Annotated in this window: 19 protein-coding genes and 1 pseudogene; 13 read left to right on the top strand and 7 right to left on the bottom strand. The window is 64.0% G+C overall.

Annotated elements, in window-relative coordinates:
• The first annotated feature begins 103 nt into the window (after positions 1 to 103).
• From coxB to VGV07_RS03035, 5 genes are read left to right on the top strand one after another with little or no spacing between them, the layout of a single operon-like run.
• Positions 104 to 1018, top strand: a complete 915-nt coding sequence (coxB, locus tag VGV07_RS03055) for a cytochrome c oxidase subunit II (RefSeq protein WP_326867220.1) — start codon at positions 104 to 106, stop codon at positions 1016 to 1018.
• Positions 1015 to 3510 carry a cytochrome c oxidase subunit I gene (gene ctaD / locus VGV07_RS03050; RefSeq protein WP_326867219.1) on the top strand — a complete coding sequence of 832 codons (2496 nt, stop codon included), beginning with the start codon at positions 1015 to 1017 and terminating at the stop codon, positions 3508 to 3510. Before coxB ends, ctaD begins: the two co-directional genes overlap by 4 nt.
• A complete protein-coding gene (locus VGV07_RS03045) occupies positions 3507 to 3911 on the top strand; it encodes a hypothetical protein (protein ID WP_326867218.1) in 405 nt (134 codons plus the stop codon). The genes ctaD and VGV07_RS03045 overlap by 4 nt, the downstream gene beginning before the upstream one ends.
• Positions 3908 to 4522 carry a cytochrome c oxidase assembly protein gene (locus tag VGV07_RS03040; RefSeq protein ID WP_326867217.1) on the top strand — a complete coding sequence of 205 codons (615 nt, stop codon included), beginning with the start codon at positions 3908 to 3910 and terminating at the stop codon, positions 4520 to 4522. Before VGV07_RS03045 ends, VGV07_RS03040 begins: the two co-directional genes overlap by 4 nt.
• Positions 4519 to 5532: a c-type cytochrome gene (locus tag VGV07_RS03035; protein ID WP_326867216.1), complete on the top strand. Its 1014-nt coding sequence runs from the start codon at positions 4519 to 4521 to the stop codon at positions 5530 to 5532. Before VGV07_RS03040 ends, VGV07_RS03035 begins: the two co-directional genes overlap by 4 nt.
• A gap of 3 nt (positions 5533 to 5535) precedes the next feature.
• Here VGV07_RS03035 and VGV07_RS03030 read toward each other — a convergent pair whose 3' ends face one another.
• Positions 5536 to 7968, bottom strand: a complete 2433-nt coding sequence (locus VGV07_RS03030) for a membrane-bound PQQ-dependent dehydrogenase, glucose/quinate/shikimate family (protein ID WP_326867215.1) — start codon at positions 7966 to 7968, stop codon at positions 5536 to 5538.
• 504 nt (positions 7969 to 8472) lie between these two features.
• On the opposite strand from VGV07_RS03030, the gene VGV07_RS03025 reads away from it, so the two are divergent.
• The gene (locus tag VGV07_RS03025) at positions 8473 to 8811 is read left to right on the top strand and encodes a hypothetical protein (protein ID WP_326867214.1); all 339 of its coding nucleotides are present in this window, start codon (positions 8473 to 8475) and stop codon (positions 8809 to 8811) included.
• A gap of 103 nt (positions 8812 to 8914) precedes the next feature.
• Here the strand turns inward: VGV07_RS03025 and VGV07_RS03020 are convergent, their stop codons facing one another.
• Positions 8915 to 9634: an SDR family NAD(P)-dependent oxidoreductase gene (locus tag VGV07_RS03020; RefSeq protein WP_326867213.1), complete on the bottom strand. Its 720-nt coding sequence runs from the start codon at positions 9632 to 9634 to the stop codon at positions 8915 to 8917.
• Between the two features lie 68 nt (positions 9635 to 9702).
• Here VGV07_RS03020 and VGV07_RS03015 point away from each other — a divergent pair, with 68 nt between their 5' ends.
• On the top strand, positions 9703 to 10332 hold the full coding sequence (locus VGV07_RS03015) for a TetR/AcrR family transcriptional regulator (RefSeq protein WP_326867212.1): 630 nt from the start codon (positions 9703 to 9705) through the stop codon (positions 10330 to 10332).
• Between the two features lie 13 nt (positions 10333 to 10345).
• Here VGV07_RS03015 and VGV07_RS03010 read toward each other — a convergent pair whose 3' ends face one another.
• Complete coding sequence (locus tag VGV07_RS03010; RefSeq protein WP_326867211.1) at positions 10346 to 10795, bottom strand: Rrf2 family transcriptional regulator; 450 nt, start codon at positions 10793 to 10795, stop codon at positions 10346 to 10348.
• Between the two features lie 100 nt (positions 10796 to 10895).
• Between VGV07_RS03010 and VGV07_RS03005 the strand changes: the two genes are divergently transcribed.
• Positions 10896 to 12443 (top strand): MFS transporter, encoded by a 1548-nt coding sequence (locus tag VGV07_RS03005; protein ID WP_326867210.1) that lies wholly within the window; start codon positions 10896 to 10898, stop codon positions 12441 to 12443.
• A 57-nt stretch (positions 12444 to 12500) separates the two neighbouring features.
• Complete coding sequence (locus VGV07_RS03000; RefSeq protein ID WP_326867209.1) at positions 12501 to 13172, top strand: class I SAM-dependent methyltransferase; 672 nt, start codon at positions 12501 to 12503, stop codon at positions 13170 to 13172.
• A 118-nt stretch (positions 13173 to 13290) separates the two neighbouring features.
• On the opposite strand, the pseudogene VGV07_RS02995 reads toward VGV07_RS03000, so the two are convergent.
• The 3 genes and pseudogenes from VGV07_RS02995 to VGV07_RS02985 all read right to left on the bottom strand — a co-directional run.
• Positions 13291 to 13410 (bottom strand): annotated as a pseudogene (locus VGV07_RS02995) (integrase); the annotation flags it as partial.
• A gap of 36 nt (positions 13411 to 13446) precedes the next feature.
• Entirely contained in the window at positions 13447 to 14235 is a 789-nt protein-coding gene (locus VGV07_RS02990; protein ID WP_326867208.1) for an SDR family oxidoreductase, read from the bottom strand.
• Positions 14232 to 14561: a nuclear transport factor 2 family protein gene (locus VGV07_RS02985; protein WP_326867207.1), complete on the bottom strand. Its 330-nt coding sequence runs from the start codon at positions 14559 to 14561 to the stop codon at positions 14232 to 14234. Before VGV07_RS02985 ends, VGV07_RS02990 begins: the two co-directional genes overlap by 4 nt.
• 97 nt (positions 14562 to 14658) lie before the next feature.
• Here VGV07_RS02985 and VGV07_RS02980 point away from each other — a divergent pair, with 97 nt between their 5' ends.
• Positions 14659 to 15570, top strand: a complete 912-nt coding sequence (locus tag VGV07_RS02980; protein WP_326867206.1) for a LysR family transcriptional regulator — start codon at positions 14659 to 14661, stop codon at positions 15568 to 15570.
• A gap of 99 nt (positions 15571 to 15669) precedes the next feature.
• On the opposite strand, the gene VGV07_RS02975 is transcribed toward VGV07_RS02980, so the two are convergent.
• Complete coding sequence (locus VGV07_RS02975; protein ID WP_326867205.1) at positions 15670 to 16398, bottom strand: GntR family transcriptional regulator; 729 nt, start codon at positions 16396 to 16398, stop codon at positions 15670 to 15672.
• A gap of 143 nt (positions 16399 to 16541) precedes the next feature.
• Here VGV07_RS02975 and VGV07_RS02970 point away from each other — a divergent pair, with 143 nt between their 5' ends.
• The 3 genes from VGV07_RS02970 to VGV07_RS02960 are packed head-to-tail and all read left to right on the top strand — an operon-like array spanning position 16542 to position 20761.
• Positions 16542 to 18590 (top strand): ABC transporter substrate-binding protein, encoded by a 2049-nt coding sequence (locus VGV07_RS02970; protein WP_326867204.1) that lies wholly within the window; start codon positions 16542 to 16544, stop codon positions 18588 to 18590.
• A 57-nt stretch (positions 18591 to 18647) separates the two neighbouring features.
• Entirely contained in the window at positions 18648 to 19640 is a 993-nt protein-coding gene (locus VGV07_RS02965) for an ABC transporter permease (protein ID WP_326867203.1), read from the top strand.
• On the top strand, positions 19637 to 20761 hold the full coding sequence (locus VGV07_RS02960) for an ABC transporter permease (RefSeq protein WP_326867202.1): 1125 nt from the start codon (positions 19637 to 19639) through the stop codon (positions 20759 to 20761). The genes VGV07_RS02965 and VGV07_RS02960 overlap by 4 nt, the downstream gene beginning before the upstream one ends.
• Positions 20762 to 20772: the final 11 nt, after the last annotated feature.

Genomic DNA, 20772 nt, shown 5'->3' with positions numbered 1-20772 from the left:
GGCCTCTCCGCGTTCCCGATACAAGGACACGGTTGGGGGCAAGGTGCCGGGCAGTTTCCACCGCACTATAACGCTGACCTATGTAGCGGTGACGAGTCTGCTCGTGGCCGGCTGTTCATTCGAGCAGAGTGCGCTACATCCAGCTGGGCAGGACGCCGGCGAACTCTCGGCGCTGGCTTGGTTCATGTTCGCCGCCGCGGTGGTCGTGTGGTCCATCGTCATGGGCGCAGCGATCTATGCCGTCCTGGGGCGGAAGCGGCCGAAGAGCGAACGCTTCGCCGACCGTCTGATCCTTGGAGGTGGCGTTGCCTTCCCCACTGTCGGCCTTGCGATTCTCCTCGTCTTCGGGCTGTCGCTGCTGCCGAGCTGGACTTCGGCCGAGACGCCGGACCTGCGAGTACACGTGCGGGCCGAGCAGTTCTGGTGGCGGCTCGGCTATGAGCAGGCCGATGGCAGTCTGATCGAGACGGCAAACGAGTTGCACCTTCCCAACGGCGCCACGGTAGAGTTCGTGCTCTCGAGCACGGATGTGATCCACTCGTTCTGGATCCCGGCGCTCGGCGGCAAGATGGATGCCATTCCCGGCCGCACCAACCAGTTGCGGCTGACGCCTACCAAGCCCGGCACGTACCGTGGGGTCTGCGCCGAGTTCTGCGGTCCCTCACATGCATTGATGGCCTTTCCCGTGGTGGTGCATGAGGAAGGTGGCTTCGAACAGTGGACGGAGCAGCAGCGCCAGCCGGCAAGCGTCCGCAGCGACGCCTTCCTCAGCGCCGGCTGCGGTGGTTGTCATGTGGTGCGTGGCGTGAGCGAGGCGGGCGCGGTGGGGCCCGACCTCACCCATTTCGGCAGCCGCAGCACCATAGGGGCGGGCACCCTCAGGAACACCCGCGAGAACCTGATCGCGTGGATCACTGCACCGGCTCACATCAAACCTGGCGCCGCCATGCCTTCCTTCCAGTCGCTGCCCGAAGCCGAACGTGCCGCCATTGCGGACTACCTGATGGAGCTCAGATGACCCCGGAGGAGAAGACGGCGGAGACGAGGCAACTGGAGCAAGTGTGGGCGCAGCCAAAGGGCTGGCGCGCACTCTCAGACGTCAACAACTCGACCGTCGGGCTCTGGTACATCGCCACGGCCTTCGCCTTTATGCTGTTCGCCGGGGCGCTGGCGCTGATCATCCGACTGCAACTGGCAGTGCCGGAGAACGATCTCGTCCCGGCAGAGACCTTCAACCAACTCTTCACCCTCCACGGCACGGTGATGATGTTCCTCTTCGCCGTCCCGATCTTCGAGGCGGTGGCAATCCTCATCCTGCCAGCCATGCTGGGCGCGCGCGACCTGCCTTTCCCGCGGCTGTCGGCCTTCGGCTACTGGTGCTTCCTCATCGGCGGGGTGTTCGTTTCGAGTTCGATCTTCTTCGGGCAGGCCCCAGATGCCGGCTGGTTCATGTATCCGCCGCTTTCCACCGAGCAGTCGGGAATCGGGGCGGATATCTGGCTTCTGGGCCTCAGCTTCATCGAGGTGGCGTCGATCGCTGCGGCGGTGGAGCTGATCGTGGGCGTGCTGAAGTGCCGGGCGCCGGGCATGCATATCAACCTTGCGCCCCTCTACAGCTGGTACGTGCTGATCGTTGGAGCGATGATCCTCTTCGCCTTCCCGCCGCTGATTGCCGGCGACCTGCTGTTTGAGCTCGAACGCCTGCTGGACTGGCCGTTCTTCGACGTGACGCGGGGCGGCGACCCGATCCTCTGGCAGCACCTGTTCTGGATCTTCGGTCACCCCGAGGTCTACATCATCTTCCTGCCTGCCATTGCGCTGCTGGCGATGATTGTGCCGACCTTCGCGCAGCGGCCGATTGCCGGCTACTCATGGATCGTGCTGTCCGCGCTGGGGACAGGCTTCCTGAGCTTCGGGCTCTGGGTGCATCACATGTTCACCACCGGTCTGCCATCGATCTCGCTCGGATTCTTTTCGGCGGCGTCCGAGGCCGTGGCGATCCCCACCGGCATCCAGATCTTTGCCTTCATCGCCACGGTGATGCTGGGCACGGTGGTTCGCTCGGTGCCGATGCTCTACTGCATCGGCGCGCTCGCCATCTTCATCATCGGGGGTCTGACCGGTGTGATGGTGGCGGTCGCGCCGTTCGATTTCCAGGCGCACGATACCTATTTCATCGTGGCTCATCTCCACTACGTGCTGATCGGCGGCATGTTGTTTCCGGTGATGGCGGGGGTGCACTACTACTACCCGTTCTCGCGCGGCAAACAGCTCTCGCGGAAGCTGGGCATCTGGTCGTTCTGGCTGATGTTCCTCGGCTTCAACGTGGCCTTCCTGCCCATGCACCTCACGGGCCTATTGGGAATGCCACGCCGAGTCTTCACCTATCCGGCGGGGCTTGGGCTCGAATGGCTCAACCTCATCTCGACCGTGGGCGCCTTCGTGTTCGCGGCGGGTTTTCTGGTCTTTGCATGGGACTGCGTGCGGCCCAAGCGCCGGGAGCCCAACGTGGCCCGCAACGTGTGGAATGCGGGCACGCTCGAATGGGCAACGCCGGTGCCGGTGCCCAGCTACGGCATGCGCTCGATCCCGGTAGTGAACAGCCGCTATCCGCTCTGGGACGACAAGGAATTCGTACCGGCCATGGACGAAGGGCGCGGCTTTCTCGCCAACGCGAGAGAGGGCAAGCGCGAGACACTGGTCACCTCGGTGCTCGATGCGCAACCTGTGCAGGTGCTGCGGGTGGGCAAACCCACCTGGTTGCCGATGATCGCCGCATTCGGGCTCGGTGCGGTGTTCATCTTTTCGACCTACAAGCTCTGGATTCCCACGGCGGCTGGCGGCGTGGTGTTTCTCGCCGCGCTCCTGCGCTGGCTGTGGACCGGTACGGCGATCATCCCGGAAAAGTCCGGCAAGGACGTGGGCGGCGGGCTGGAACTGCCCCTCTACGTTTCTGGTGTCCGCTCCACCGGCTGGTGGGCGATGTTCATCACCATGACCGGCGACCTCACGGCCTTCCTGTCGCTGATTTTCGGCTATTTCTTCTTCTGGACCGTGCACCCGCAATTTCCTCCCGAAGGAGTCGACGGGCCCGGATGGCAGTGGCCGGCAGTCTCAGCCGTGCTGGCGCTCGTGGCATGGGCGACGACGCTCCTTGCGCGCTTCGGCAACCGGGCCGGGCGGGTCGTGCTCGCGCGCTGGCTGCTCGGCGGCGGACTGGCGGCCGCCGGCGCCAGCGTTTTGGCGCTGGTCGCTGGACCGGTGACGACAGGGCTGGACCCGACCACCAACTCCTACCCTGCGATCGTATGGGCGCTGGTGGTTTGGACCGTGGCGCACCTGATGGTGGGCATGGTGATGCAGGGTTACTGCGTGGCGCGGTCGATGTTCGGCAAGATGACGCCGCAGCATGACGCCGACCTCTGGAACGTGACGCTCTACTGGCACTTCGCCGGATTTCAGGCGTTGCTCACTTCACTGGTGATCGGAGGGTTTCCGCTACTCGCATGACCGGCAAAGTGACAGATGAGGTAACGCGCGAGACAGGCACGGGCACCGACCTGTGGCGCGTCATCTTTGCGCCGGGCGTATGGGCCGTGCACTTCCTGTTCTGCTACGTCTTCGCCGCCATCTACTGCGAAAAACTCGGGCGGGATGCTGCCCTCGACATGGCAACCTGGGTGATCGTCGCAGCCACCATGGTGGCGCTGGCGTTGATCGGCCTTTCCACCCTGAGACTTTGGAAAGTGCGGGGGCGCAGCCTCACCGACGACGATTTCGAGTTCGAGCACAACACGGCCGAGGAGCGCCACCGCTTCCTCAGCCATGTGGCTTTGATGCTCTGCGTATTGTCGGCGGTGGCTGTGCTGTATGTCGCCATCCCCATGCTCTACCTGACGAGTTGCCGATGAGCGCGCGGCTGACAGGACTCGCCGGGCTCGCGGTGCTGCTTTTCGCCTGGGCGGGGCCGTTGCCCGGCCTCGTGCCGCGGAGCTTTGCCGCGCATATGACTCTGCATATGCTGGTGGTGGGCACAGCCGCGCCACTGCTGGCCGTGGCGCTGGCCCCGCGGCTCGCCATCACCTCGGCCCTGGCGCTGCCGATTGCCGTCAGCCTGCTCGATTTTCTCGTCGTCTGGGGTTGGCACGCGCCGGCGCTGCACCACGCTTCGCGCAGCATGCCACTGGCGCTCATGCTTGAGCAGGCGAGCTTTTTCGGCGTGTCGCTGCTGGTCTGGCTGGTGGCACTTTCTGGCCGTGGCCTGGGCAACGCGGCGCTCGGGGGCGCAATGGCGCTGTTCTTTACCTCCATGCACATGACGCTGCTCGGTGCGCTGCTGGGCCTCGCGCCGCGTCCGCTCTATGCCGGCCACCACGGGGGCCATGCCGAAAGCTGGCTCGGCCTGTCGCCGCTCGCCGACCAGCAGCTGGGCGGTGTGGTGATGCTGGCGATCGGCGGGGCGGTCTACCTCATCGGCGGACTCATTCTGCTCGGGCGGGTGCTGAGACGAGCCCCGGCATGATGAAATATCGGCCGTTCATCGTCGGTGCGATTGGCGGAGTGCTGGCAGCGGCCATCGTGCCGCTGACCGGGATCATCGATTTTGCGGCCAGTAACAGGCTCTGGGCGATCACCGACTGGTATCTCAGCACCGCCGCACAGCAATCCATCACACTGCAGTCGGCGACGCTCGCGACGCCGGATGACCTCGATGACCCTGCGGCGATAAGGCGGGCCGCCGGGCACTACGAGATGGTGTGCGCTGCCTGTCACGGCAGCCCGGCGGGGCCGCCCGAGGCGTTCGCCGACAGCATCCGGGCAAGGCCGCCCAGGCTCGTCGAACAGATGGATCAATGGCATCCGGATGCCCGGATATTCTGGACCGTCAAGCACGGCATCAAGCACACAGCCATGCCGGCCTGGCCCAGCCAGCTGCGCGACGATGAAGTATGGGACATGGTTGCCTTCCTCAAGGCCATGCCCCGGATGACGACGGAGGAATATGCGGAGCTGGCCGGCCTCGCGCTCAGCGGCTGCGCCTCCTGCCACGGAGAGAACGGCGAGGGTGGTGCAGGCCCGCGCCTCGACATCCAGTCACCGGACTATATCGCCGACGCGCTTGGGGCATTTCGCCAGGGGACGCGCGCCAGCGGCACGATGATCGCGGTCGCGCGTCGGCTGACCGACGCCGAGATAGCCGAACTGTCATCCTATTACGGCAAGCTGGTCCAGGCGGAGTCGCCGGGGTCCGGCGGCCGCGGCGCCGGCATCGCCGAAAAGGGCATTCCCGAGCGCGACATCGCCGCCTGCGATTCCTGCCATGGGACAGGCCGACCGGAGTATCCGCGCCTCGCCGGACAGGATCGGGACTATCTGGAGCGACAGTTGCACCTCTTCAACGAGCATGGCACCAGCCGTGGCGGCCATCGCGCCGAGATCATGGCGCAGGCCCTCGGCAGGCACCCGCAGGCGGAGGCTGGGCCGTTGGGCGACGAGGAGATTTTGGCGCTCGCGGCCCATTACGGCCGCTGAGCCTCACTGTGGCAAAGCGTACGCGATGAAGTAGTCGCCGATCGGGGTTTCCATGAAGTCGTGGCCACCGGCGTTGATGACGACAATCTGCCGGCCCTCAGCCTCATAGGTCATCGGCGTCGCCTGACCGCCCGCGGGGAGCTCGACGCTCCAGACTTCCTCGCCTGTCGCGATATCGATGGCGCGCAACAGGTCGTCGGTTGCGGCGGCGATGAAGAAGAGGCCAGAGGCCGTGATCACGCCGCCACCGTTATTGGGGGTGCCGATCGTCAGCGGAAGCATGGAGGGAATGCCGAACGGGCCGTTCTTGCGGGCCGAGCCGAACGGGCGATCCCACAGCACCTCGCGCGTCGCGAGGTCGATTGCGGCGATCCCGCCATAGGGCGGCTCTTTGCACAGCATGCCGGTCAGAGGTACCCGCCAGCCGGCGTTGACCCGGATACCGTATGGCGACTGGGCCTGTGGGCTGATGCTGCCATGCGAACCGCCACCGGCTTCCGGATTGTAGTTCACATCAGTGATCGGCAGGATGCCCATTTCATCCACTTCCTCGCGCGGCAGCAGCTGGTTGTAATTGGGCATGTTGTTGTAGTTGGCGATCATGATGTTCTTTTGCGGATCGACCGCGACGCCACCCCAGTCGACCCCGCCATTGTAGCCGGGAAACTGGATCCAGGGCCGATCCAGCGTCGGTGGGGTATACACCCCCTGGTAGCTGGCTTCGCGGAACTGGATGCGGCACCAGAGCTGGTCGAGCGGGGTTATGCCCCACATACTGGCTTCGGTCAGGTCGGGCTTGAGCAGGTTAGGAAAGTCGGTGACGTAGGGCTGCGTCGGCGACAGCCGGTCGGGCTCGACTCCGCCCTGCGGCGCCGGACGCTCTTCGATGGCGACCAGCGGCTCACCCGTTGCGCGGTTGAGGATGTAGAACTGTGCCTGCTTGGACGGCATGATGATGGCCGGCACCGGACCGTCCGGGGTGGGGAAGTCCACCAGCGCGCCCTGTCCGCCCAGATCGTAGTCCCAGATGTCGTAGTGGACGGTCTGGTAGTGCCAACGCACATCGCCGGTCTCGACATCGAGCGCGACGATGGCGGTCGAGTACGTGTTTTCGGCCTCGGAGCGATCGCCGCCCCAATAGTCGACGGCGGAATTGCCCATCGGGATGTAGACCAGGCCAAGCTCGTCATCGCCTGAGGCGATGGTCCAGGAATTTGGAGTCCCGGGGGTATAGATCTCGCCTTCGGGCGGCAGGCCCTTCTCGTCGGGACGGCCCATGTCCCAGGCCCATTCGAGTTCGCCAGTGACGGCATTGTAGCCCCGGATCACGCCGGAGGGCGCCTCGCGGGTCTGCCCGTCGCTGACCTGGCTGCCGACCACGAGCACATCGCGCACCAGCGTGGGCGGCGAGGTGGGGGCGTAAAAACCCGGCGCCGTGTCGCCAATGCCCTCGAACAGGTTGACGATGCCGCCATTGCCGAAATCGGGGCAGAGCTGGCCCGTTTCCGTGTCGAGGGCGATCATGCGCGCATCGTGGGTCAGATTGACCGTGCGAGTCGCGCACAGCTCGGTCCGGTCGGCGGCAGGGTTGTCGAAATAGACCAGCCCGCGGCACGAGGCGTTGTAGCCGACATTATCGGGGGAGACGACCGGATCGTAGGTCCAGAACTCGGCACCGGTGGCCGCGTCCAGCGCGGAGATCTTGTTGAGCGCCGAGCAGACGAACAGCCGATCGCCAACCTTTACAGGCGTGTTCTGGTTGCCAAAGGGCTCATCGTCCTCGGGCAGGTCGCCGGTCCGGAACTCCCACACCTTTTGCAACTGACCCACGTTGTCGCGCGTGATCTGGTTGAGCGGCGAGTAACGGGTGGCCAAGTGGCTGCCGCCATAAGCTGGCCAATCGGCGCCGACCTCAGGCGTCGAGACACTCGCGGGCACCGGGGCTGCAATGTTCGGAACATCTGCAGGCGGGACAGGGGTGTTCTCCTGCGCACGGAGCGGATGGTCGACGTCGCTGAGCACGGCGCCCGCGATGATGAGCCCGGCAAAGCCGGCGAGACCAGCCGAGGCGACGCGGCGGTCGAGGCGCGGCCCACTGCGGAGGCCCGGCAGGCAGGCGAGGATGAGCAGCAGCAAGACGAAGGGCGTGAGGACACGCGGGATCTGCGCCCAGCCATTGAAGCCGGATTCCCACATTGCCCAGCCGACCGTAACAGCAAAAAGCGCAAGGTAAATCCAGACGGCGAGGCGCGACCGCCTAAACAGGAACCAGGCGGTGGCGAGCAGCGCCACCCCCGCCGGTGTGTAGTACCACGAGCCGCCGAGCACGATGAGGTAGATGCCGCCCCCAGCAAGCGCCAGTCCTGCCAACGCCACGACCACGGCAAGGGCCATGATCAACCACGTCCCGATCTGGCTGACGATGCCATTTGCCATCACTGATCTCCCACTTGTGCTTAAGCGCGAACGCGGGGAAGCCAGTGTCGTTCCAGATCGATGGTTTGCTTCAGCCAGATCGCGACAGCAGCGGCTGTCCGAGGAAAGCCATTTGTTCGCCAGCCACCGCCTCAAATCCCGGGGTATATTCCTCCAGATCGCAGCGTCCACTTCTGGCGCTATGCGGACACCAGCGACAGCTATTGGCCCGAAGCGGTCACCCCGCCCGTAGTGTGCGACCGGTGGGAGGAACTAAGGCCACGCTCATGAATTTTGGAGTGGGTGGAGGTATTTAGCTATGGCCAATGAAGGCAAATCGACCAATGGTTGGAAGACCTGCAGTCGAGGTCACAAATACCGTGGTCCCGGCCCTTGTCCGGTATGCTGGCCGGGCGGCGCCAAGAAGAGGGCGGAGAGCACTAAGAGCAAGGACTGAATCTTACCTTGGGGCGTGAGTGGCGATCCCGGCTGAACGATCATGCTCTGCATTCAGGAGGACGAGGAATGGCAAAGTTTCTGGCAGTCTACATTGGTACCGCCAGCGAAGCGGAAAAAGCCCAACCCCTCGATCCAGCGACCGAGCAACAAGGTATGGCCGCGTGGGGTCGATGGGCGGCCGACAACTCGAGCTCCATCGTCGACCCCGGTGGCCCGCTTGGTCGAACCAAAGCAGTTGATAGCAATGGGATGCGTGACGCCACGAACCAATTGACCGGCTACGTCATCGTGGAAGCCGACTCCATTGAGGCTGCGGCAGCACTTTTCAGCAAGCATCCGCACTTCAACGTGTTCCCGGGAGATCGGGTTGAAATAGTCGAGTGCCTGGGAATGCCGACCTCCTAGGCACAATCGATCTTGGGCGGGGCGAGTCCCCTTCTGGCCCAATTCGGTCATTGGAGCAGAGAGCTATCGTCTGCTTCCGGTAGCCGACGATCCAACCGTGCATTCACCACGGCGTGTATCCATCGGGTTCGACGAACCGTCCGTTGTCGGCACCGCCGAGCGCATGCTGCACGGGGAGGCGAGCGCCTTGCGCTGGTGTCATCACCCCATAGCCGGTGAGGTCGGTCTTAACGAAGCCGGGACTGACGGAATTGACGACGATGCTGGTATCGCGCAGCTCCTCGGTGAGCTGGATGGTCAGCATGTTGAGCGCCGCTTTTGAGGTGTTGTAGCCGATGTATCGCTGCGCGAAATAGGGCGAGGTCGGGTCGGAATTTACGCTCAGCGAACCGAGCGAACTCGAAAGGTTCACTATGCGCCCGGCCGGCGACTTGCGCAGCAGCGGTAGCATGGCCTGGGTGACGGCGAGTGCGCCGATGAAGTTGGTCTCCAGCACCTTGCGGACCGCTGAGATGGAAGCGCTGCTCGGGGCTGCGTCGGTGAAGTCAAAAATGCCGGCATTGTTGAGAAGGATATCGAGCCGGCCGTGGCTGGCTTCGATGGCGGCAGCCGCGGCGGCGATGCTGGCTCCATCGGTGACGTCGAGCTGCACGGCAGTCGCGGCGAGGCCCTGCTCCGCGAGATCGGCAACCGCCGCTTCGCCACGGCCGGCATCGCGCGAGCCGATGATGACGGTGACGCCGGCCTCGGCGAGCTGGCGGGCGATCTCGAGGCCGATCCCCTTGTTGGCGCCGGTGACGAGGGCAATGCGCATGTTTTCCATGCATGATCCTTTCCAGAACAGGGAATGGCAGTAATATGTGAAGCATCCTTCAGTTTGAGAATTCGCATATGGCCGTCGCTGCACCCGCCACTCTGACTCCCCGGAAAAAGCCGCGTCAGGCGCGATCGGCCGCGACGCTGGACGCGATTTTCGAGGCGGCCCTTCAGGTTTTGCTGGCGGACGGAATGCGGGCGTTGACCACGACACGAGTGGCGGACCGGGCCGGCGTCTCGGTGGGGACGATGTACCAGTACTTTCCACACAAGCAGTCGCTGATCTATGCGCTGAACGAGCGCTATCTCGAGGTGCTGGCGGGCAAGGTCGAGGCGACCTGCCGGGCGCAGACAGGGCGACCGGTGGCGGACATGCTCGCCGCGCTGATCGAGACCTACTGGCGGGCCAAGACCGAGCGGGCGGATGTGACGCGGGCGCTGTATCGCTCGGTGGTCGAGATGGACAACGAAGCCCTGGTCGAGGCCTTCGCCCGGCGCGTGGATGCCGCGACGACGGCCATGCTGGGGAGTGCGCCCGATGCAACGTTCGGTGACGTGCGGATGGTCAACCTGGCGCTGGTCACCGTGATCTTCGGGACGATCCGCAACGCCTTCGAGCGCAACCTGTCGCAAGCGGCGATCGATGCGCTGCAAGTGGAGCTGCTGGCCATGTGCCGGGCCTATGTGGAGCTGGCGAGGGGCTAGGCGAGGGCTGGCCTCAAGCTGCAGGGATCGGCTTGCAGTGGACGCCGAGGCCCTGTGCGGTCTCGGGCATGAGCTTGTCCAGGGTGATGCCGCGGAAGGTGTCGATGAATAGCGCCTCGGCCTTGGCCATGGTGTCGGACAAGGCGTGGTTGACGGCGCGTTCGACCTTGCAGGCGGTGTCCTCGTTGCGGCTGGCAATTGCGAAGAGGCCGGGGCGGTCGAGCGCAACATAGACGTCGTGCAGCGTGATCTCGCTCAGGGGCCGCGCCAGCAGCCAGCCGCCGCCATGGCCCTTTTCGGACGTCACGTAGCCGGCTTCGCGCAGGCCCGCCATGGTGCGGCGGAACACGGGCGGATTGGTGCCCATGGTGTTGGCGAGCACCTCGGAGGTCAGGGGAACCGAGACCTGGCCGAGGTGTAGCAGCACATGCAGAACGCCCGACAGACGCGTGTCCTTGTTCATCCCAGTCTCCCGCATTCGCCTATATCTGCTCCGCCATCACAGTGGTTGACGTCGCCTCCAATGTCTCGTATCTGCAAAAGATACGAGAAAAGGAGCTGCGATGTCTACCCTCAATCCCATGGGTCAGGGCGGCCCGCCCGCCGACCCGATCATCGACGATCCAAAGCGGCGCCGCGCGATCATGCTGGCCGTCTGTATTGCGCTCATGGCGGTGATTGCCGCCGTGTCCGGCCTCAATGTCGCGCAGCCGCAGATGGCGCTTGCCCTCGATGGCTCACAGGGCGACGTGCTGTGGATTATCAATATCTACGCCATTACGCTGGCGGCGCTGCTGCTGCCGCTCGGGGCAGTGGGAGACCGCTGGGGGCGGAAGCCCGTGCTGCTGGTCGGGCTGGTGCTGTTCGGCGTTGCAAATGTGGCGTCAGGGCTGGCCGGCTCGGTGCCGGTGATGCTCGGCGCGCGGCTGCTGGCCGGGGTCGGCGCTGCCATGATCATGCCGGTGACGTTGTCGGTGATCACCTCGGCCTTTCCGGCAGAGGAAAGGTCGAAGGCGATCGGCATCTGGACCGGTGTTGCCGGTGGTGGTGGCATCCTCGGCATGTTTCTGTCGGCACTCTTGGTGGATGTGCTCGACTGGCGCTGGCTGTTCGTGTTGCCGGTGGTGCTGGTGATCGTAGCTGCCCTACTCTCACTGCGGGCCATCCCCAACTCGCGCGAGCATTCGGCGCACAGGTTCGACCTGGGCGGCGCGGTGCTGGCGGCGGTTGCCGTGGTCGGGCTGATCCTCTTCTTGCATAAGGGACCTGTGGTGGGCTGGACTGCGCCGGTCACGCTGGCCGGCCTCGTCGCGGGCGTGGCGGCAAGCATCGGCTTTGCCGTTTGGGAACTGCGGCACCCGGCGCCCCTGCTGGATATCCGCCTTTTCGCCAAGCGCAGTCTGACGAGCGGATCTGTGACGCTGCTGGTGTGGTTCGGCGTGCAGGCCGGCGTGTTCGTCGTGCTGTTCCCGTTCTTCCAGGCGGTTCTGGGCTGGTCGGGCCTGATGGCGACGCTCGGGCTGATGCCGATGGCCGTCCTGATGATGGCGTCGTCTGCCCTTGCGGCACAATTGTCGAGGCGGATCGGGCAGCGGCTGACCATGGCGCTGGGCATGCTGCTCGGCGGCAGCGGGCTGGCGCTGATGTCGACGCTGGTATCAGTCGATGCAGGCTATATGGGCGTGCTGCCCGGAATGATCGCCATGGGGCTCGGGATGGGATTGTCGATGGCGCCATCCACCGAGGCGATCACCTCCTCGCTGCCGCGCGACCGGCAGGGCGTCGCCTCGGCGCTCAACGATGTCACGCGCGAGTTCGGAACATCGCTGGGCGTGGCGCTGCTGGGCGCCATGTTTACCGCGGGCTACGGGAGTGCCATTGCGGGGCGTCTCGCGGGCGTGCCCGCCGATGTAGCGGCGGAGGTCAGCAAGGGCATTGCCGGTGCACTGGATCTGGCAAGCGATCCGACGTCGGCAGCACTGCTGCGCTCGGCACGCGAAGCCTTCATCGAGGCATGGCAGCAGGCGATGTGGGCGGGCGTCGTCGTTATGGCTCTGCTGCTGGTCTTCGTGCTGCTGCGCGGGCCGCGTCCGCAGGAAGCGCTGGCCTAACCATGTCAGGGCGATGGGCAGTCTGTCCCTCGCCCACCACAAGCAGAGGACGATGCGATGAAGAACACTTTCGCCGGACATGGCCGAGGCTATCTGGATGGGCCTCCCCGGCAAGTGCCGGGCTTTGCGAGCCTGCATCGCATGATCGAGATGCTGCTTGCCGAGCGGGTGCCACCAGAGGGACGTGTTCTTGTGCTGGGCGCAGGTGGTGGCATGGAACTGAAGGCGCTTGCGGATGCGCAACCCGGTTGGACATTCGACGGGGTCGATCCTTCGGCGGATATGCTTGCGCTGGCAGCGGAAACGGTGGGATCGCATGCCGATCGGGTTCACCTCCACCAAGGTGGCATCGAAGCTGCCCCGAAAGGCCAGTTCGACGGCGCGACCTGCCTGCTGGTCTTTCATTTCATCGACCGCGCGGAGCGGGCGCGCATTCTTTCGGGGCTTCGGCAGCGCCTGAGGCCCGGGGCGCCTTTGCTGCTCATGCACATCAGTTTTCCGCAGACCGAGCCCGAGAGGTCGCAATGGATCGCCCGACACGCGGCTTATGGCGCACCGTCCGGCACAAATCCGACCCTCCTCGCTGCTGCGCGGGAGGCGATCGGCACGAGGCTGACCATCCTGTCGCCCGACGAGGACGAAGCGATGCTGGCCGACGCGGGGTTCGAACAGATCAGCCTGTTCTTTGCTGGCATGAGCTTCAGGGGGTGGGTCGGCCATGCAGTTTGAGCGGAGGGTTGCAGCGAGCAGCAACGCTTGCGCTAAGTTCATTGGTCAATGACAGCTTTTGGCGCGAAACCGACCCTTGGTTCGAGCCAATTGCTAGAGTTCGATCTGCTTGCCAGCCGAGCGCGTCGTCCACTTCAACGCCGAGGTAGCGCACCGTGGTCTGGATCTTCGCGTGACCCAGCAGCAACTGGACTGCCCTCAGATTGCGGGTCTTGCGATAGAGTTGCGCTACCTTGGTTCATCGCAATCTCCGGCTCCAATAGATACCCCTTTCCTAGACGGTCCTGATGGTGCCGCCATCGATGACAAATTCCGCGCCATGGATTGCGGCAGCACGAGCAGACGCGAGGTAGGCGATGAGGTCGGCCACCTCTTCGGGCTCGGCGCCGCGTCCAATTGAAATCCCGCCTAAGGCATCGAGGACCGACTGGCGCGCCTCCTCTACCGTGCCGCCATTTGCAGCCCTAAGAATTTCGAGAAAGTCTGCGGTTGCTTCTGTCATGATCCAGCCTGGCGAGACCGAATTGATCCGCACGCCCTTGGGGCCGAGCTCTTTCGAAATCGACTTGCTGTAGGTTCTGAGCGCGGCCTTCGCGGCGGCGTAGCCCGTCGTGGATTCAGGCAGCGGCAGAACTGACTGGATCGAGGTGATATGCACCACAGTGCCCTTGCCCCGCTCAAGCATCGTCGGGATCAGCAGGCGGTCGAGCCGAACGGTCGCCAACAGGTTCAGGTTCAGTTCTGCGAGCCAGTGGTCATCCGTCAGAGCGGCGAAACCACCCGCAGGTGACGCCGAGCCACCGAGGACGTGGGCGAGAATGTCGATACCACCCAGTCGCTCAAGTGCCGCCTTGGTCAGCGCATCGCTGCCCTCCGCAGTGGTCAGGTCCGCTTGGACATATTCGACGCCTTCGACAGGATCCTTGATCGTGCGGGCGGCTGTAATGACGCTGGCTCCGCCGGCAACAAAGCGCTTGACCGTGGCGCGGCCGAGACCCTTCGTGCCACCACTGACGAGCACGCGCTGGCCGGCGAACTCGCTAGGATCTGCCAGGACACTCATACCGTAGTCTCCAGGGTCTTGATCGCGTCGTTCACCAGTGTGAAGCGATAGGTGAAGCGGATCGGGCTGCCCGTGAAGTCGCCGTGAGCGGGACCTTCGAGTACGACATGGCCGTCTTCGTCGCGAACCGTTTCAGGCGTGAAGATCGCCCTCACCGGGATCACCTCTTGCTCGAACAAATGGCGGATTGCCGCCTGCCCCTCGAAGTGCTTGCCGTTGTCGATGAAGACGGCGTCCGGCAAAAAGGGCGTCAACATGCCGTCGAGATCGAGACGAGCATTTGCCTCGATAAAGTCCGCGATCGGCTTGGCCAAGTGCAGTGACATTAGTCATCTCCGTGGTGGTGATGACGCTAACTTAGTGATGGACTGTTGCCCTGATAATCGAGACAAAGCGGCATAGCGTGTCACGGTAATCGGGATAATGTCTCGTCATTCGCTGATCGAACTTGAGGCGGTTCTGGCCATCGTCCGCTGCGGCTCGTTTCGGGCAGCGGCGCTGGAACTTGGGATGTCGACCACGGCCATCAGCAACGCCGTGGGCAAGCTCGAGCGGGAACTTGACGTGCGAATTTTCAATCGCACCACCCGCAGCGTCTCGCTTACCCATGCCGGGCGAATCTTCGTCGCTCAGATCAAGCCGGCGCTCGAAGGCATCCAAGAAGCCATGAATACTGCGCGCTCTCAACAGGAGACGCCGTCCGGAACCTTGCGGATCAACGCCTTCGCTACAGCAGCGCGCGAGATCATGTCGCCTTTGGTCTTGGGCTATCTGCAGCGCTATCCCCAGGTTCACATCGATATCGTGACCGAGGGGCGGCTCGTCGACGTCGTAGCGGCGGGCTTCGATCTGGGCGTGCGCAGCGCGGATCTTGTGCCCAGTGACGCAATCGCCATACCACTGGGACAGACGCGAAACATAGTGGTTGCCGCATCTCCTGGCTTCTTCCAGAATCACCCTATCCCCCGCGTGCCGCAGGACCTGCTCGCACTCCCCTGCGTACGCGGGCGGCTTCCCGATGGCGCACTGCTGCGATGGCGGTTCGAGAAGGACGGCGAGAAACTGCAGCTCGACGTGGAAGGACCGATCACGCTGGATGAAGCCTCACTCACGCGGTTCGCGGCGGCAAACGGCGTGGGCGTCGGGTACTTCATGGACAGCGATGTCAGGGAAGATATCGCTGCGGGACGGCTCGTGCGCGTTCTCGAAGACTGGACGCCGCCGCTCGCGCCCCTATGCCTCTACTACTACAATCGACGCAATTCTTCGGCGGCCTTCCAGGCCTTTGTTGCGCTGGCCCGCGACGTCGCCGCTGGGCGGCTCACCCACCCTTAGTCCTCGTATGGGCAGCGCTGCTGCGCCTTGCGGTGTCGAGTCAGGTCCGCTTCTGGCGCGAGCCGGCCGTCGGCTGGGGGCCGTTTCTGGCCCGGAGCGTCACTCGGCCGGCAACTCCACTTTCTGCTGGCGCAGGTCGGACAGGGCGCCGTCGAGGGAGCGGCCGATGTGTTCGCGCAGCGTTCGGGCATAGAGGTCGTGGTCGCGCTTGCGAATGGCCTTGATAAGGTTGAGGTGGTCGCGTCCCTCATGCTTGAGGCGGTCGCGCCATGATTCCAGGCCATTGGCCACCCAGGCTCCGAGCAGCTGCAACTGGATGCCATCGTAGATCGAGCAGATCAGGGCGTTGCCGCTGAGCGTCACCAGTTGCTGATGGAAATCGCCGTTAAGCTGGGTATGGCGGTTGTGCGTCATGTTCGCGCCATCCCGCTCCAGTTCCGACTGTGTGGCGAGAACCGGCGCCAGGTCATCCTCGGTAATTTCGCCGGCGACGAGCCGGTTGATGAGAAGTTCTCCGGCGGTCAGCTCCAGTCCCAGACGCGCTTGCCAGAGATCCACGATCTGCTTGGGAGTTGGCACCTTCACGTGGAAGCCACGGCGCGGGATGGCTTCGATGTAGCCTTCGGTGGCCAGCCGCATCAGTGCTTCCCGCACCGGGGTGAGGCTGACCTCGAACTGCTCGGCCAATTGCTGCGGATAGAGCCTCGCTCCGCGCTGGAAGAAGCCGAAGAGGATCATTTCCAGCAGGGTGCGGTGCAGCGTGCCCTGGAGGGTTTCCCCCGGCTCGCCGACCAGCTTGCCTAGATCTGCCTTTGCGCGAACCAGCACGGCGCACCTCTCAGTCCCGATGCGCACTGATAGCTCACCTGCCACCAAGCCGTCCATCCGCCGAATAAATTATATTTTATTCTTTACATGAGTTTTCGTGCCGCATAGGTTCGCGCCGATCAAACGCAGGTTGGGAGGAAACAATGCGGATGACGAAACGCATGGCGCGTTCAGCTGGGTTGCTGCGCCGGCCGCTACTGGCGGCAACTCTGGCGGTCCTGATCGGGGCCGGGACGTCGACCGTCGCCGTGGCGCAGGACGCTTATATTGGCACCATCGAGGGGCCATCGACGGTCACAGACGTGTCTGCATTCCCAAAGCAGTTCCAGCAGGCGCCGAGCCTTGACGCACTGGTCGCCAAGGGCGAACTGCCGCCCCTCGCCGATCGTCTGCCGGTCCTGGAAGACATTCTGGTGGTCAAGCCCCTGCAGGCGAGCGGCGTCTACAGTTCAAAGCCCATCCGCCGCGCGTTCACCGGGCCGGGCGACGGCGCCCAGGCTCGGCGCTACAACCGCGACCCGATCCTGTTCTTCAATCCCGATCAGAGCGAGGTCACGCCCAACATCGCCAAGTCGATCGAGGGTTCGGAAGACGGCAAGGTATGGACGCTGCACCTGCGCAAGGGGATGAAGTGGTCAGATGGCCATCCCTTCACCGCTGACGATTTCGTCTTCTGGTACGAGCACATGGTCAAGCACCCCGAAATGGGTAAGTCGCAGGTTGCGATAATCTCCATCGCCGGTCAGCTCGGCACGGTCGAAAAGGTCGATGAGGTCACGGTGCGCTACACGCTGCCGCAGGCCAACTTCCTCTTCCCAGAAGCACTTGCCGGCTGGACAGTGATTTCGAGCCACTGGGGCTGGGGTCAGGCAATGGGCGGCGGTGGCTTCGCTCCGGCCCATTACCTCAAGCAGTTTCATCCCGATTTTGTCGAGAAAGCTGACCTGGACAAGCTCGTGGCAGAGTCCGGGTTCGACAACTGGCCGCTGCTGTTCTCGGAGCGCAATAACGGCACGCTCAATCCGGACCTGCCGGTGGTCACGCCGTGGAAATCGTCCACGGCTGCCAATCAGGACGTCTGGGTGCTCGAGCGCAACCCCTACTATTACGCAGTCGACACCGACGGCAACCAGTTGCCCTATGTCGATGAAGTCGTGAATACGCTCATCAGCGACATCGAGGCGATCAACCTCAAGGCTATTGCCGGCGAGATCGACTTCCAGGCCCGCCACCTGTCTGTCAACAAGCTGCCGCTCTTCATCGAGAACCAGGAGCGCGGCTCCTATAAGCTCTACCTCGATCCTGCGGCCTCGGGTGCCAATGTCATGGCATCGTTCAATATGTCGTATGACGCCGATCCGGTGGTGGCCGAACTCATCGCCAACAAGTCGTTTCGCCACGCGCTGGGTCTGGGCATCGATCGTGACCAGATCAACGAGACGTTCTTCCTCGGCATCGGCACGCCGGGTTCGATCGTTCCAGCCGAGGACAATGCGTACAGTCCTGGCGCTGAGTATCGGCAGCTCTGGGCCGTCACGGATCCCGAACAGGCCAATGCGCTGCTCGACGAAATCGGGCTCACCAGCAAGGACGATGACGGCTTCCGCCTGCGCCCCGACGGCAAGCGCCTGACCATCGAAATCGCCGCGGTTACCGGTTCGTTCGTGGACTATCCGGCGATCGGCGAGATGATCCGCCAGCACTGGGCGAAGATCGGAATCGATGCGGTGGTTCAGCAGATGGATCGCACGCTCTACGGCACGCGCAATGCCGCCAACGAGAACATGATGTCGCTGTGGGACAACGGCAATTCTGAGCGCATCTACTCCTCGCCCTTCAACCTGTTCCCCGCCGCCGCGGACAGTTTCATGGCGCCGCGCTGGGGCGAGTGGTTCGCCACCAATGGAGCGTCCGGCGTCGAGCCCTCGGCCGAGATGAAGGATGTCATGGTGGCCTGGCGCGATGCCCCGTCGCTTCCCAACCCTGAGGACCGCATCGCGGTGGGCAAGAAGATCTGGGCAACCATGGCCGAGGAGGCCTGGAGCATCGGTGTCATCGGACTTGCTCCCGCAGTCATGGGCGTCCGTGTCGCCAAGACCGACCTGGGCAACGTACCCAGCCGGCAGCTCAACAACACCGACGCGATGACGCCGGGCATCTCGCGCCCCGAAACCTTCTTCTGGAAGAACTGACGCACCGCCGGCGCGGTGTCTATTGGCACCGCGCCGGCAACCTTCTGGGAGGCCTGGATGACCGATTTCATTGCCAGAAAACTGTTCACGGCATTGGTGACGATATGGATCGTCAGCATGTTGTCCTTCGTCATCATCCAGCTGCCACCTGGCGACTACGTCACGTCCTACGTCCAGCAATTGATGAATTCCGGCACGGCTGTTTCGGCTCAGGAAGCCGAGGCGCTTCGGGCCCAGTATGGCCTCGATGATCCGGTCTGGGTGCAATACTTCAAGTGGATCACCCGCGTGCTGCGCGGCGATTTCGGCGTCTCCATGGAGTGGCAGCGGCCGGTGGCCGATCTCCTCGGCGAGCGTATGCTGCTGACCATTATCGTCTCGCTGTCGGCGATCCTGTTCGCCTGGGCCGTAGCCATCCCGGTCGGCATCTATTCCGCCGTCCGTCAGTACTCGCTGGGCGACAACGTCTTCACCTTCGTGGGCTTTCTCGGCCTCGCCATCCCCGACTTCCTCTTGGCGCTGGTCTTCCTTTACTTCGGCTACGAGTTGTTCGGTGTGCACCTGGGCGGGCTGTTCTCCCCCGAGTTCCAGCGCGCACCGTGGAGCCTTGCCAAGGCCTGGGATCTGCTTGCCCATCTCTGGCTCCCGGCCGTTATCCTGGGCACCTCCGGCATGGCCGCGCAGATGCGCGTCATGCGAGCCAACCTGCTCGACGAACTGCGCAAGCCCTATGTGGTGACCGCCGAGGCCAAGGGGCTCAAACGCAGCCACGTGATCCTGAAGTATCCGCTGCGTGCGTCGCTCAATCCGTTGGTCAGCACCATCGGCTACCTGCTGCCCACCGTGGTGTCCGGCAGCATCATCGTGTCGCTGGTTCTCGCACTTCCCACCGTCGGGCCGCTGCTGCTGGGCGCCTTGCTGTCACAGGATATGTACCTCGCGGGCGCGATCATCCTGCTGCTCGGCGTGCTGACCGTCATCGGCACCTTCCTCTCGGACCTGCTTTTGATGTGGGTCGAGCCCCGCCTTCGCTTCCGGAGAATCGCATGAGCGACCTGACCGCTCGTAACGAGCCGGCCGATCATCAGGCCGTCTACATCGCGACCCAATGGCAGCTGATGTGGTGGCGTTTCCAGCGTCACTACCTGGCGATGATCAGCCTGTTTGTCGTGGCCGCCTTCTACCTGGTCGCCGCCTTTTCGGGCTTTCTCGCCTATGCCGATCCGAGCGCGTCGGAGGCCTACAGGGCGCTCATCCCACCACAGCCGATCCATCTCTTCGATGAGACGGGCTGGAATCCGCATGTCATCGGTTTCGAACGCATTCGCGACCCCATGACCTTCAAGCTGGTCTATGCGCCGAATCCCGAACTCAAGGTGCCGGTGAGGTTCTTTGCCCACGGCTTCGAGTATCGGCTGTTCGGCATCATTCCGGCGAATATCCACCTGGTCGGCGTTGCCGACGGCAACGCGGCAGAGGTCATTCATCTGCTCGGCACCGATGAGCAGGGTCGCGATCTCTGGTCCCGCCTCATGGTGGCGACAAGCGTCTCGATGACCATCGGCCTCATCGGCGTCAGCCTCAGCCTGGTGCTCGGCGTGCTGCTGGGGGGATTGTCGGGACTGCTCGGCGGCACCGTCGACATGCTGATCCAGCGCCTGATCGAAGTGGTTCGGTCTGTACCGGTGATCCCGCTCTGGATGGGGCTGGCTGCCGCCATGCCGCGCGACTGGAGCGTGCTGCAGGTCTATTTCGCGCTGACCATCATCATCTCGCTGATCGGCTGGACCGACCTGGCGCGCGTGGTGCGCGGTCGCTTCATGGCGCTGCGCGAGGAGGATTTCATCGTTGCCGCTGAACTGATCGGCGCCAGCAAGCTCCGCATCATCTTCAGGCACATGGTGCCGTCCTTCCTGAGCCACATCATCGCGGCGGTGACGCTGGCGCTGCCCGTGATGATCATCAGCGAAACGGCCCTCAGCTTTCTCGGTCTCGGCCTGCGGCCGCCGGCGATCAGTTGGGGCGTGTTGTTGCAGCAGGCGCAGAACGTCCAGGCCGTGGCGCTTTCGCCCTGGCTGATGATCCCGGTCATCCCGGTGGTGGTCGCCATCCTGGCCTTCAACTTCCTCGGCGATGGCCTGCGCGACGCGGCCGATCCCTACGGTCACTGATGGGAGCGCGT

It is taken from the genome of Devosia sp. (assembly GCF_035944845.1).
Lineage (GTDB): Bacteria > Pseudomonadota > Alphaproteobacteria > Rhizobiales > Devosiaceae > Devosia_A.
This window is presented reverse-complemented; position numbering and strand designations above follow the sequence as displayed.

Coding starts and splice junctions, on each gene's coding strand:
- ctaD (WP_326867219.1), top strand. CDS start 1,015: ATGACCCCGGAGGAGAAGACGGCGGAGACGAGGCAACTGGAGCAAGTG.
- VGV07_RS03045 (WP_326867218.1), top strand. CDS start 3,507: ATGACCGGCAAAGTGACAGATGAGGTAACGCGCGAGACAGGCACGGGC.
- VGV07_RS03040 (WP_326867217.1), top strand. CDS start 3,908: ATGAGCGCGCGGCTGACAGGACTCGCCGGGCTCGCGGTGCTGCTTTTC.
- VGV07_RS03035 (WP_326867216.1), top strand. CDS start 4,519: ATGATGAAATATCGGCCGTTCATCGTCGGTGCGATTGGCGGAGTGCTG.
- VGV07_RS03030 (WP_326867215.1), bottom strand. CDS start 7,968: ATGGCAAATGGCATCGTCAGCCAGATCGGGACGTGGTTGATCATGGCC.
- VGV07_RS03025 (WP_326867214.1), top strand. CDS start 8,473: ATGGCAAAGTTTCTGGCAGTCTACATTGGTACCGCCAGCGAAGCGGAA.
- VGV07_RS03020 (WP_326867213.1), bottom strand. CDS start 9,634: ATGGAAAACATGCGCATTGCCCTCGTCACCGGCGCCAACAAGGGGATC.
- VGV07_RS03015 (WP_326867212.1), top strand. CDS start 9,703: ATGGCCGTCGCTGCACCCGCCACTCTGACTCCCCGGAAAAAGCCGCGT.
- VGV07_RS03010 (WP_326867211.1), bottom strand. CDS start 10,795: ATGAACAAGGACACGCGTCTGTCGGGCGTTCTGCATGTGCTGCTACAC.
- VGV07_RS03005 (WP_326867210.1), top strand. CDS start 10,896: ATGTCTACCCTCAATCCCATGGGTCAGGGCGGCCCGCCCGCCGACCCG.
- VGV07_RS03000 (WP_326867209.1), top strand. CDS start 12,501: ATGAAGAACACTTTCGCCGGACATGGCCGAGGCTATCTGGATGGGCCT.
- VGV07_RS02990 (WP_326867208.1), bottom strand. CDS start 14,235: ATGAGTGTCCTGGCAGATCCTAGCGAGTTCGCCGGCCAGCGCGTGCTC.
- VGV07_RS02985 (WP_326867207.1), bottom strand. CDS start 14,561: ATGTCACTGCACTTGGCCAAGCCGATCGCGGACTTTATCGAGGCAAAT.
- VGV07_RS02980 (WP_326867206.1), top strand. CDS start 14,659: ATGTCTCGTCATTCGCTGATCGAACTTGAGGCGGTTCTGGCCATCGTC.
- VGV07_RS02970 (WP_326867204.1), top strand. CDS start 16,542: ATGCGGATGACGAAACGCATGGCGCGTTCAGCTGGGTTGCTGCGCCGG.
- VGV07_RS02965 (WP_326867203.1), top strand. CDS start 18,648: ATGACCGATTTCATTGCCAGAAAACTGTTCACGGCATTGGTGACGATA.
- VGV07_RS02960 (WP_326867202.1), top strand. CDS start 19,637: ATGAGCGACCTGACCGCTCGTAACGAGCCGGCCGATCATCAGGCCGTC.